Consider the following 13,570-nt stretch of genomic DNA (forward strand, 5'->3'; position numbering starts at 1 on the left):
AAATACCTTATAATTCCAAATCTAATTATATTTACTTTTTATATTGAGTTATTGATATGACTGCGGCATGAAGATAGAAATTGCTGCATCTATTTCAATCAAGCTTTAATTGATCAAAATCTGTATATTAAGCTTTGTAAAAATTATCGCACAACACAACCAAAGACAGATGTCTTTATTAGAATTTAAACTGTGTCAAGTTCCAATTAAGATTGGATGACTACACTAGTCATTTCATAAAAATTGCGGTTAACTTGACCTAGTAATCAATCACGTCCTGATGGCAGTGGCTAGTAAAAGTTTTCATTATATGTTCTTCAGGACGGTATTTTCCCGATTGAGTAACTTGGACGCTGTATATATTCACCGCAAGGGTGAATACCCTCATTAACATAGAGGCACAACCATGAAGGTATTTGATAATACCACGAAAAAGATTTTTCTTGCAAGCTGGGTTTGGATAAATCAACAAGACGTAACAAACTCTCATCCCCACCAGTTGCAAAGCTCTGCTTCCCCAGTTAGAAGGGATCTTCTCCAACCTCTACGCCGATGGTTAGACAATATTGAAATCCGCGATCGCCAATTTGCTCACCGTTTGTGTCAGTTAATCCCTGCTCAATGTCCCTTTGAACGCGATATTAATTTATTTGGCAAAACTTTATTTCACATTCCCGCCTTATGCAAGCTGAATCCTTTGTATGAGGAAGTAGTAAGTTTGCGTTTTCGAGCTATGTGCTATCTAGCCGATGAGTGCGGCGAGGATGTAACCCGATACTGTTAGAGACTTGATAAATTGCGTCTTCTCACTGCACCTCGGTTAAAAACCGGGTTTCTTGCAAATCCCTCAGCTTAAAACCTTAATCTTTCGTTCAGGTTAAAAACCGGGTTTCTTGCAAATCCCTTAAAACCTTAATCTTTCGTTCAGGTTAAAAACCGGGTTTCTTGCAAATCCCTCAGCTTAAAACGTTAATCTTTCGTTCAGAAACCCGGTTTTTTAGGGCTTGTTGAGAAATAATCAAACAGAGTTAGCAGTTAAATCGCTGCTAACTCTTAGTTTTAGTTAATTTTTAGTTTTTCTCGCTTGCCATTTTTGGATGACAGCTTGCGCGTCTTCATAAACAGGTGTAACTTCTGGAACTAGGGTGGCGGTGGTAATGGCAGCAGAAAAATTCCCTTGTTCGGCGCGAGTTTTAGCTAAATCTAAAATCTTTTCACTCCATTGGTTAATAGATTTCTTGGCTAAGTAGTAACCGGGTTGTCCTGGTGGTACTCTTTTGGCAACTTCAATGGCGCGATTGTATGTGGATGCTTGTCCTGGTTTAATCAGGGCGTTAGCTGCATCTAAGAGAGTCGTATTAGCGAGATATTGTTTGGCTTCTGTGCGCCACTGAGTAATAGCTGCTTGAGCTTGGGGATATAGAGCTTGGTCTTTAGGGATTAATTTTGCAGCTGCGATCGCATAATTATATTGTTTTTGTTTAGCTCGACCTTCAGCTAAATCTAAAATCATCCGACTCCAAATTTTAATATTTTCCTGGGCTTGCTCGTAGAGGGGTTCACCAGGTTTAATTTTCTTAGCTGTAGCGATCGCTAAATTGAGATCGCTAGCTTGAGTTTGTCTGAGGGACTTTTTAGCTAAATCTAGTAAAGCTTGGTTGCGCTTTTGTGATTCCGAAATCGGGGCAATTTGGGCTGTTGATTGATTTTTTGGTGGTTTGAGGGGCAATACTTTGGGTGCAGGCTGGGAACTTGAGGCGGTTTTGATAATCGAAGTCTCATCATTAGCAGCTACAGAGTATGTTTCTCTGGCTTGTAACACTCTGGCTTGATTACGGAGCAGAACTACACTAATTAAGGTGACAACCATCATCGTCCCTCCACCCCAGAGCATAAACTGTTTCCACAATGATGAATCTGGTTTACTCTCCGGTAGGCGAGAGATATAGGGTTGGGGACTGTTGGGAATAAATCTACTCCCCATCTCCTCATCGGCTGAAATTGCTGGAGATGGTTGAGGAAAGTATTCTTCCTGATGGTTGCTTTCAGGATGAAGATCAGGAAATTGTCGTTGATTGAAATTTAAGTTTGGAAAAGATAATGGCTGTGATCGATCTTTAATAGCGGTTTCTGCAATTTGAGCTTCTCCCCACATACTCAGAGGATAGGAATTAGCAGGGGGTTTGGCAGATATTTCTCCTAGTGGGGGAGATGCTATAGCTACCGCGAAGCTTTCTTCTGGAAAAATAATTGGTTCTGTAGGTTCTAATGTATTAGGAATAAATGTACTAGGAATTGCGGCTCTAAATTGTAAGTTGTGGTGGGTAGTTTCCACAGGCGGTAAGATGATTGGCGGTGTAGAGGGAATTACTGCGATGGGGTTTTGAGTCGGTCGCCAGTAGTGTTGAGATAATTCTGGGGTGATTATGCTGAGGTGTTTTTCTAAATCCGCCAAACTAATGCCATAACCAGAACGTAAAGCTGCTAGCAGTGCGGCAGTAAATATACCGTGACCGAGTTCTCTACTTTCTTGGGAAAATTGTTCTGGTTGGCAAGAAAAAATAGTTGCTAGTTGTAGTTCTTCGGCTAATTCTAGAGTTTCTTGACCGACAGGAGTATCCCCAGCCGCACCAGAAGCACGGTTGATATCAAATAGCAACAAGACATTGAGGTGAGCCAGTTGCAGACGTTGCATGAGCGATCGCAATTCTATCCCAGTTTCTGGGACTCTTTTGGGATCACTATCTACAGCCATCAGGTAATCTCTGCCTTCGTAGTTCACCCCATAACCGCTAAAAAATAACCATATATTGTCTTGGGGTTGCCAACAAGCGGCTGCTAAATCTTCCAATAGCAGCAGAATATTGTCTTTAGTGGGATAAGTTGATCTGTCGCCAATTGGTGGCGAAGTATCACTCATCAGCAAGCATCGTTGATCTAAAAAACCTGCTTGTTGAACCAAAAAATCTCTGAGTGACTCAGCATCTGCTTGAGCGCAACTTAAAGGTTGAAATAACTGATATTGATTGATGCCTATTGCAATCGCCCAGTAGTTTGCCATCCCGCCCTTTGTAGGTTGTTGTGTGGTTGCCTAAAATTGCGGTTGGCTTTGCTGAAAAAACAAAGCTAACCTAATGTTTGATAATCTTGGTGATTTCGATTGACTCACCAAATTAATGTGATTTTTATTACTTAAAAATCCGTAAAAACCCTCGATTTATTAAAAATACAGAACTTCGCCAGCGAGCCATAAAGTCATGATCAAAATTGCTGTTCACCAACTATCATCGATCATTCCCTTTCAAGTTATTAGCCAATTTGACAAAAAAATCCGGACATTTCCGTTAATCTTTTTGTTGCTATCCCCTGCGTCTGTATGGATTTTGACAGAAACGATTTCACCTCAAATTGTGCAAGCTTACACAGCCAGAGTAGACTTGACTATTGACCGATTACCAGATGAAGGTTATGAAGCCATACTCAGACGAGCCGAAATGACTGCTAGAGCAGCAGCACAACGCAGCTTTGACCAAGATATTTTGGTGACGGATATTTCCGTAATAGTATCCGTACAAAGTTATGGAGCGATCGCCCCCATCCTATCTTTAGAAGTCAGCCGCAAACAATGGCGCACCCGTCCCGATCCTCGTCGCTGGGCAACTTATTTCAAAAATGCGCGATCGCTCCTCCGGTTTGAAGAACAACCAGCAACTACCAAACCAGCCGCCGCCATCACAACGCCCACAACTCCCCAAGAGGCCGATAGCAATAAACCCGAAGTAGGAGAAAATACTGCCAATCCCTAGGAATGATCATTGATTCTCTCTGCTATCCTCAGTTTGGCAGAACGCGATCGCGGATTGTTAGCAATCTCCTCTTGAGTGGCAATTATCGGCTTTTTCGTCAAAACTTTTAATAACAGTGAATTACGTAAGCCATGCTTGACTAAGCGGTCTTCTAGACTATGGAAACTAATAATAGCGATTCTGCCACCTGGAACTAAAGCTTTAGGTGCTGTCTCTAAAAAAGTTTCCAGGGATTTTAACTCATCGTTGACTACTATTCGCAACGCTTGAAACACACGGGTAGCAGGGTGGATTCTACCATATCTGTATTTAGGGGGTACACAACCGGCGATCGCCTCAGCTAATTGTGTAGTTGTCTGAAAAGGTCGTTTTTCAACAATGCGCTTGGCAATGCGTCTTGATAGTCTTTCTTCACCGTATTTAAAGAAAATATCCGCTAATTCTGCCTCACCCCACTCATTAACCACATCGCCAGCCGTCAAAGATTGCCTTTGATTCATTCGCATATCTAAACTAGCAGTGTGACGAAAGCTAAAACCCCGTTCTGGTGTATCCAAATGATAAGAACTCACACCTAAGTCTGCCAAAATACCATCAAAACTCCCTACAGGAAAATCATAAGACGCAAAATTACTGTGAATAAACTTCACCCTTTCCCCAAACTCTGCTAACTCTTTTTGGGCTGCCGCTAAAGCATCCTCATCTTGATCAATAGCTGTTAGCTGTATATCCGGTACAGCCGCTAAAATCAAACGACTATGACCCCCACCGCCTACCGTTGCATCTAGATAATGACCACCAGAACGTACTCCTAAACCGGTGATTACTTCCTGGGGTAAAACTGGTAAATGAGAAAATGTTGGTTCTTCAATAGTTGGTAAATTAGCATTCATAAAATAGAGTACAAACAGATAGGCTCTGGAGTTAAGTTTTGATTGTGATCACTATAAATATTTAAAATCATCTCAATTTCCTGATAGATGAATCAACATCAAAACAGGCGATCGCATTAATCATAATTATTTAGCATTGGAATACAGAATATAAAACATCTACAATACTCTATTTATCAGTGGTATTAAAATTACAATTGAAATTAAAAATATATCGCACTATTTTTTCTGATAAATTCAAATTTAATGGGCAAACAGGGCATTGGGGTAAAATCTCCTCAGCACCTCAGCACATTGGCTTGTTCCCTCTCACCTCTCACCCCACACCCCAGAGATGAAAAAATCCAGTGCCTTAATTTATTGGTTATCCCGCTTCCATATAATAGTTGAAGAAGTGAAACAAAATGCAACCTCAACAAAAAGCCCTCAGCTGCCCCCATCTCTCCAACATACTCCTGTATGGGCAATAAATGCCGGGCTTGTCCCAAAATATTGCCTTTACCAACAATGATATTGGCAGACACGGAAACTCCTGTCTGGATGGCGTATACGCGGTTCAATTCACACTTTTCTAATGGGAGAACACGGAATTTATGGCAAGAATAGAAACCCGCACTGAACCTATGGTGCTGAACATGGGGCCACACCATCCCTCTATGCACGGGGTTTTACGGTTAATTGTCACTTTAGATGGTGAAGACGTTGTTGACTGTGAACCGGTGATTGGCTACCTACACCGAGGTATGGAAAAAATCGCCGAAAACCGCACAACTGTCATGTATGTCCCCTACGTTAGTCGCTGGGACTATGCAGCAGGTATGTTCAATGAAGCTGTCACCGTCAACGCCCCAGAAAAATTAGCGGGAGTGGCTGTACCCAAACGCGCCAGCTACATCCGTGTGATTATGCTGGAATTGAATCGTATTGCTAACCACCTGCTATGGTTTGGCCCCTTCCTCGCTGACGTAGGCGCGCAAACTCCCTTCTTTTATCAATTCCGGGAACGGGAGATGATTTATGATTTATGGGAAGCTGCCACAGGCTACCGTATGGTAAACAACAACTACTTCCGCGTCGGTGGTGTAGCGGCTGATTTACCCTATGGCTGGGTAGATAAGTGCATGGAATTTTGTGATTATTTCTTACCCGTAGTTGATGAATACGAAAAGTTAGTTACCAATAACCCCATTTTCCGCCGTCGTATTGAAGGCATTGGTACTATTACCCGTGAAGAAGCTATTAACTGGGGACTATCTGGCCCTATGTTACGAGCTTCTGGCGTAAAATGGGATTTGCGGAAAGTTGACCACTACGAATCCTACGACGATTTTGATTGGGACGTACAGTGGGAAACCGCCGGTGATTGCTTGGCGCGTTACATGGTGCGGATGCGGGAAATGCGCGAATCTGTCAAGATTATCAAGCAAGCCCTCAAAGGATTGCCCGGTGGCCCCTACGAAAATCTAGAAGCCAAGCGTTTAGCAGCCGGGAAAAAATCGGAATGGGATGCTTTTGATTACCAATATATTGGCAAGAAAGTTTCCCCAACTTTCAAAATGCCCAAAGGCGAAATTTACGCCCGTGTAGAAAGCGGTAAAGGTGAACTGGGTATTTATCTCATTGGCGATGATAACGTCTTCCCCTGGCGGTGGAAGATTCGTCCAGCAGATTTCAACAACCTCCAGATTCTACCTCACTTGTTACGTGGTATGAAAGTTGCAGATATTGTCGTGATTCTCGGCAGTATCGACGTAATCATGGGGTCTGTTGATAGGTAGCATCTTCGCTTCACCTAAAACCTAAATTAGAGTTTTTGAGAACCCTGCTTTTTCTTCAGAAGCGGGGTTCTGTATTTTCAGAAGGGTGCAGGGAGCAATGCGGTCTTGGGCTTTGTGGAGCAATTGCGGAGGGGCAGGGGGAAAGAATAAAAAACCATTAATTTGTATCAAGCTTTTCGTGAAGTGAAAATTGTCATTGCTGACTGCTTAGTAAAAATCTACTCTTGTGAGAGTTGGGGCTTGGGCTAAAATCAGCCTCTAAATTTATTGATGAAAAGAGTTGAAAAAAATCTATTTTCAGACGCGTAGCGCAAAAAATACGATATCCTTGTTAAATACCCTAAATTCATTTATAGGGATTTAGCTATTGCTTTTTGACCATTCCCTGTTCCCTGTTAAAGACTTAAAAGCCTTTGATCGTCAGCTTTTAATGCTGGTTTGATGTCTTAATATATCTGCCTACAGGTATAATTCCCAAAAAGAATGGAAAAGATAAAATATCTGTAGAGATGCGATTTATCGCATCTAATAAATAATGTGTCATCCTTGATCAAGTTTGGATTTGGATGAAATTCCGCCTACAAATGTTTAGGGAATCACAAAATTTTAATTCACATTAAGCGTTGTTTGTTAATACTAGAAACAATTGACTTATTAATACTATACCTAGTAGATTTTGTATAAGAGACAGCTTTTTATACAAAATATATGGAATTAAAACAAAATAAAACCAAGAGGAAAAGAGGAGTTTTGTTAACTCCCCAAGGACTAAAACATTTACAAGAAGCAATTGTATCCTGCGAGATAGTTGAAAATCAAGGCGATCGCTTAACTCTAGAACAAATATCGCAACGAACCAATATTTCCACTAAAACTCTAAGTCGATTGTGGTCTTTAAATAAAGGTGTAGACCAAAAAACTTTAAAATTATGTTTTAATGCCTTTAATTTAGAATTACATCAAGAAGATTATATCGTTGTTCAGGAAGGAAATGAAACAGAGATATTAGAGCTTTTAGCAGAAGATTTACATACAAAAGAAAATATTTCTTGGTCATTTCCAGATGGGCCAGTACCTCTGGACTCTCCTTTATATATTGAGCGTCCACCTATAGAAGAACAGGTATATCGAGAAGTTACTCAACCTGGTTGTGTAATTCGGATTCGCTCCCCCAGACAGATGGGTAAAACTTCTTTGGTACTCCGTTTATTAGCCTTCGCCAAACAACAAGGGTATCAAACAGTTAAAATAAACTGCTGCCAAATTGATGATCACTGTTTAACTGACTTAAATAAGCTCTTGCGTTGTCTTTGCCGACAAATTGCCACAGCATTAGGAGATAATCCCAACCTTGATGATATATGGGATGATGAGATTGGTTGTAAGTTGAGTTGTAGCTTTTACTTACAAAACTATTTACTCAGACAGAGTGACAGTCCAATAGTTTTAGTGCTAAGTGAAGTTGATCGTTTTTTTGAATATCCTCACATCGGGCGAGAGTTTTTTGCTTTGTTGCGTTCCTGGTGTGATGAAGCGCGACAAAATCATCATTGGCAAAAATTGAGGTTGGTAGTAGTTTACTCAACAGAACAGTATATTTCTTTAGATATTAACCGTTCGCCATTTAATATTGGACTGCCTATCCGTCTATGCGAATTTACGCAAGAACAAGTAAAAGAATTAGCTAGACGATATGGATTAGACTGGAATGCACAGCAAGAATCTAAACAGTTGATGTCTTTGGTAGGAGGTCATCCTGCATTAATTCAACTAGCTTTATTTCATCTTTGCTCTGGAGCTATGACTTTAAAAGAGTTAATAGCTGAAGCGATCGCTAACGGTGGGATTTACCGTTATCATTTATGGCTACATTGGGTAAAACTGCAAGCTAATCCTCATTTGATGCAGATTTATACTGAGCTAGTCAATGCACAACCAGCTATGACGATTGACCCTGTGGATGCTTATAAACTCGAAAGTTTAGGATTAATTCGGTTTGAAGGCGATCGCATCTTACCACGCTGCGAACTCTACCGCATTTATTTTGCCAAGCAACTATCTAAAACTGTCTAAAACAATTACATGATCAAGAAGATTTATTATATGTAAATCAGCTTGATTGTGTAATTACATTGGTTTTATTGAATATTTAGTCTGGGAAGATTGATTTTATTGTTCCTTTTGAGGGTAGCTCATTGCAAAGTTATTTGTTTGGGTTCTTCTTTGCGTCTACCCAGAGGATTCTGCTTGCGCGAACTTTTAAATAATATTTTTGGTAACACCAAAGGATTCATGCAAGAGGTCTATTGAATGCTTATTATTTTATGTTTTATCACCGCTTATTGCAATCATTTTTAAATCCTAATTGATTTTGTTGAATTTTTATGTATCGCATATTTTTCCAAAAATGCAAGGACATTTAAGACATTTAAAGAGAGATTTTAATTGATATTTAAGACATTTAAGAAGAAAATATATCAGCCCTATGCTGGTGATATAAAATTACAATACTTGAATATTTTTATCTAATTTCACGAGTATTCACCCATCAAATTTTATAGAAAATATGTCATACTTACTTACAAGAAATTGTCTACCAACTGTCTATTAAGCAGTTAATATCTTAAATTGGATATCAAATATCTGATATGAAATACCAAGTTGGCGGTAGTTTACCTAGTAATGATCCGAGCTATGTTATTCGTGAGGCAGATGAACAACTCTACACCAGCTTAAAGACTGGTAGTTTTTGTTATATTTTCAATTCTCGCCAAATGGGTAAATCATCGCTGCTGCATCGCACAAAAGATCGTCTGATGCAAGAAGGTCATAGCTGTATTTATATAGATGTTACACGGTTGGGTAGTGAAGATACAAAGACAGAACAGTGGTATAAAGGGATTATTATTTGTCTTTTTTATGGCTTAAATTTAGGTGATAAAGTCAACTTTAAAGATTGGTGGGAAATGCAAGCAGGTCTTTCCCCAGTACAGAAGCTAAATCAATTTATCGAAGAAATTTTACTTGTCCAAACACAAAGTCAACGAATCTTTATTTTTATTGATGAAATTGATAGTTTATTAAGCTTAAGCTTTTCAGTCAGTGACTTTTTTGCCTGGATTCGTCATTGCTATAATCAACGCGCCCACGATCCAAAATTTCAACGCTTAGGATTTGCAGTGTTTGGGGTAGCCAGTCCATCTGACTTAATTACCGACAAACGCCGCACACCTTTCAATATTGGCACAGCAATTGAGTTGTATGGTTTTAAGTTAGAGGAAGCTACCCCATTACTCCAAGGGTTAAAACCAGTAATTAGCCAACCTCAAATAATACTACAGAAAATTATTAACTGGACTGCTGGACAACCTTTTCTAACGCAAAAAATTTGTGAGTTAGTTGTACAAGCCGCTAGGGAAACACCAAACAAAAAAATTGATTTACCGCCAGCAACAGAAGGGTACTGGATCGAGCAACTCGTAAAACAGCAGATTATTCAACACTGGAAAGCCAAGGACGATCCAGAACACCTCCGCACAATTCGAGATCGCCTCTTGTTTGATGAACAACGTGCTGGCAGATTGTTAGGCATTTATCAGCAGGTACTGCAAGCTGATGCTGGTTATCCTCCTGTAGCGATTGATGATAGTCGAGAACAAAAAGAACTGTTTTTATCTGGCCTAGTTGAAAAACACAACGGCTATCTCAAAATTAAAAATCGTATTTATCGCCATGTTTTCAATGCTGAATGGGTAGAACGACAATTAAACAACCTGCGTCCTTACTCGCAAATCTTCAATGCTTGGGTAGCATCAAATTATCAAGACGAATCACGGTTACTACGGGGCAAGGCTTTAAAAGATGCTCAAAATTGGTCACTGGGTAAAAGCTTAAGTGATTTGGACTACAAATTTTTTGCTGCTAGTCACGAGTATGAACAACGTGAAATTCAAACATTATTGGAGGCGGAACGAGCCAAAGAAATAGAAGCAAGACTAGTACAAGAGAAAAAAACTGCTAAATTGCAGAGAACTCTCTTGATTTTAATGTGTATTAAGTTACTCATTTCTATTACCTTGGGATGCGGAATCTACATTTTGTATCGCCAATCCCTCAAAAGCGAAACTCAAGCCAAAAACAGCGAAATTCGAGCCTTGGTATCTGCTTCTGAAGGAATGTTTGCTTCCAATCGCAGATTAGATGCGCTAGTAGAAGCAATTAAAGCCAAACACAGACTAACAAAGTTCGGAAAACCAAATGCCAAGATTGAGCGTCAGGTGAAGAATGTACTACAGCAGGCAGTTTATGGTGCAGATGAATACAATCGATTTTCTGGTCATACAGCAGCAGTAATGGCAGTAGATATCAGTCCTGATAGTTCTTTGATTGCCTCAGCAAGTATAGATAAAACCATCAGACTGTGGCAACGTGATGGTACAGCAGTGGCAACTCTCACAGCCCATCAAGGAGCAGTCAGAGCAGTCAAATTCAGTCCTAATGGACAGATCCTCGCCTCAGCCAGTGAAGATGGGACGATTAAACTCTGGAAACGGAAGGGTAAAGAAGCACTGTGGAGTGTTGATAAAACATTGAAAGGTCACACGGCTTCTGTTTGGGGAGTAGCTTTTAGTCCTGATGGTCAGTTCCTTGTCTCTGCTGGTTGGGATAGAACAGTTAGGTTATGGCAGCACGATGGTAAACTCTTAAAAACATTTTCAGATTACAAATGGGGATTTTGGGGAGTAGCTTTTAGTCCCGATGGTCAAACCGTTGCTGCTGCAAATCTAGACGGGACTGTAAAAGTTTGGCAACGAGACACTACAGGCTGGGAAAACGCCAAACTCCTACAAATTCTGCAAGGTCATCAAGCTTGGGTTCAGGCAGTAGCTTTTAGTCCTGATGGTCAAACTATTGCTTCAGCCAGTGAAGATAAAACAGTAAAACTTTGGCGGCGAGACACTAAAAATGGTAGCTATCGCCTTGATAAAACTCTCTCTGGTCACAGTGCTGGGATTACAACAGTAGCATTTAGTCCCGATGGTCAGACTATTGTCTGTGCCAGTCTCGACAAAACTATGAAACTTTGGAATATTGACGGTACAGAACTGAGAACCCTCACAGGACATAGTGCCTCTATTTGGGGGCTAAGTTTCAGTCCTGACGGCAGCTTTATTGCTTCAGCAGGTGCAGAAAACCTTGTTAGACTTTGGCAAAGTCAAAATCCCTTCCAAAAGAGTGTAATTGCCCACAGTGCTGGGATTTGGTCAATAGCTATTACCGCAGATAGTTCCACCATTGGCACAGCCAGTCACGAAAAAACTGCAAAATTTTGGAGTCGTCAAGGCAAATTGCTAAAAACTTTGACTGAAAAAAGTGTGATCTTTGAAGTTTCATTCAGTGAAGATGGCAAGTTAGTTGCTCTTCCTGCTGAGGACGAAACAGTAAAAATCAAGCGGCGAGATGGCACTGATTTTGCTAGTTACAAAGATATCCACGGTAAAATAACAGATGTGGTTTTAAGTCCTAATGGTCAGGCGATCGCTATTGCCAATGTTGAGAAGATTGCTCAGATATGGCAACGCCATCAACCTAAATCGCGGGTTCTCAAAGGACATCAAGCAGAAGTATGGCAAGTTGTTTTTAGTCCCGACGGTAAAATGGTAGCAACTACCAGTGGTGATGGTACTGCGAAACTGTGGACAGCTGATGGGAAGTTACTTACAACCCTCATGGGACATTCTGCGTCTGTATGGACAGTTGCCTTTAGTCACGATAATAAAATGGTAGCAACTGGCAGTGGTGACAATACCGTCAAGTTGTGGACAATCGATGGTAAGTTATTGCAGACATTCAAAGGTCACACAGCAGCGATTTGGGGAGTAGGATTTAGTCCTGATGGTCAAATAATTGCTTCTGGTAGTGTGGATGCTACAGTTAAGCTGTGGAAACTGGATGGTACGGAAATAACTACCCTGAGAGGTCATACCTCCGCCATTCGCAAAATTGCCCTCAGCCGTGATGGAACTTTCCTGGCATCAGGTGGCGATGATAACACACTGATCATCTGGAATTTGCCGCAGATTCTCAACTTAGAGCCATTAGCTTATGCTTGCACACTTGTGCAAGATTATTTGAAAACTAATACCGCAGTGATAGAAGGCGATCGCTCTTTGTGTCATTGATTTGATTAACTTCAGTTCGGGTTAAGACAATTTCGTTGCTAGTTATACGAAATCATAGGAGTTTCAGGCAACGATAGAATCATGGTTTGAGCTTATCCCGAACTCACGTTATTTATTGAGAATTATTAAAGGAGCATTAAAAGTTGCGAAACATTAAAATTTAATTAATTATTATTAACTTACATATTTTTTTATATAAATTAAGATGAGAAATCATAATTTTGATAAAGTCGTATTTAGAGTTAACTGAATTGTTATGAAATTTAATTTGTTTTTGTAGTGAATCTAATTGAGCAATAAAATTCCATAAACTCCTAAATAGAAATAACGATTATAACTGTATCTCTAGTTTTAAATCCGTGCAAATTAATTTTCACGCAGAAGAATTTGATCCTAGCTCAAGCAACCCTATAGAAGAGGGTTTAAACAGGATTCTGGAGCGTCTTGTTAACAAAATGCAACGGGACGCATTAATCAGACAAACAACTCATGAACTTAGAGAATCACTTCATGTTGATCGGTTAGTCTTATATTACTTTTACTGGCAATGGCATGGACAGGTAACGTGTGAAGCTGTAAGTTCTCAACAATTTTCTATACTAGGTTCAACAGGGGCTGATGAGTGTTTTAATGATGAGTATGCAGCTTTGTATTTAGCAGGTAGAGTCAAAGCGATCGCTAATATTGAAACAGAACAAATCGCCACTTGTCACCGAGAATTTCTTCGCAGTTTACAAGTCCGCGCTAACTTAGTAGTCCCTATTCTCACACCCAAAGGCTTGTGGGGATTACTAGTAGCCCATGAATGTCAAAAAACACGTTCTTGGTCAAAATCAGATATAGAACTAATGCAAATAGGAGCAAAAGCCTTAGCCACATCCCCCTACATTTTAGAAAGTTAAGTAGAACAG

8 protein-coding genes are annotated in these 13,570 nt (G+C 40.2%); 6 read left to right on the forward strand and 2 right to left on the reverse strand.

Annotated elements, in window-relative coordinates:
* Positions 1-406 precede the first annotated feature (406 nt).
* On the forward strand, positions 407-784 hold the full coding sequence (locus ACPZ3T_RS06935; protein WP_490274664.1) for a Mo-dependent nitrogenase C-terminal domain-containing protein: 378 nt from the start codon (positions 407-409) through the stop codon (positions 782-784).
* Positions 785-1,063: 279 nt separating this feature from the next.
* Here the strand turns inward: ACPZ3T_RS06935 and ACPZ3T_RS06940 are convergent, their stop codons facing one another.
* On the reverse strand, positions 1,064-3,061 hold the full coding sequence (locus ACPZ3T_RS06940; protein WP_490274666.1) for a caspase family protein: 1,998 nt from the start codon (positions 3,059-3,061) through the stop codon (positions 1,064-1,066).
* A 196-nt stretch (positions 3,062-3,257) separates the two neighbouring features.
* Here ACPZ3T_RS06940 and ACPZ3T_RS06945 point away from each other — a divergent pair, with 196 nt between their 5' ends.
* Positions 3,258-3,806: a hypothetical protein gene (locus tag ACPZ3T_RS06945; RefSeq protein ID WP_490274668.1), complete on the forward strand. Its 549-nt coding sequence runs from the start codon at positions 3,258-3,260 to the stop codon at positions 3,804-3,806.
* Here the strand turns inward: ACPZ3T_RS06945 and rsmH are convergent.
* Positions 3,803-4,699, reverse strand: coding sequence for a 16S rRNA (cytosine(1402)-N(4))-methyltransferase RsmH (rsmH, locus tag ACPZ3T_RS06950; RefSeq protein WP_490274670.1), 897 nt, complete (start codon positions 4,697-4,699; stop codon positions 3,803-3,805). The genes ACPZ3T_RS06945 and rsmH overlap by 4 nt on opposite strands.
* Before the next feature lie 593 nt (positions 4,700-5,292).
* Here rsmH and ACPZ3T_RS06955 point away from each other — a divergent pair.
* The 4 genes from ACPZ3T_RS06955 to ACPZ3T_RS06970 all read left to right on the forward strand — a co-directional run bounded on the left by ACPZ3T_RS06955 (position 5,293) and on the right by ACPZ3T_RS06970 (position 13,561).
* Positions 5,293-6,477: an NAD(P)H-quinone oxidoreductase subunit H gene (locus ACPZ3T_RS06955; RefSeq protein WP_490274672.1), complete on the forward strand. Its 1,185-nt coding sequence runs from the start codon at positions 5,293-5,295 to the stop codon at positions 6,475-6,477.
* A 708-nt stretch (positions 6,478-7,185) separates the two neighbouring features.
* Positions 7,186-8,550, forward strand: a complete 1,365-nt coding sequence (locus tag ACPZ3T_RS06960; protein ID WP_490274674.1) for an AAA-like domain-containing protein — start codon at positions 7,186-7,188, stop codon at positions 8,548-8,550.
* 575 nt (positions 8,551-9,125) lie between these two features.
* Entirely contained in the window at positions 9,126-12,659 is a 3,534-nt protein-coding gene (locus ACPZ3T_RS06965) for a WD40 domain-containing protein (protein WP_490274676.1), read from the forward strand.
* Between the two features lie 359 nt (positions 12,660-13,018).
* The gene (locus ACPZ3T_RS06970; RefSeq protein WP_490274678.1) at positions 13,019-13,561 is read left to right on the forward strand and encodes a GAF domain-containing protein; all 543 of its coding nucleotides are present in this window, start codon (positions 13,019-13,021) and stop codon (positions 13,559-13,561) included.
* Positions 13,562-13,570: the final 9 nt, after the last annotated feature.

Source organism: Aliinostoc maniaoense (assembly GCF_058172895.1).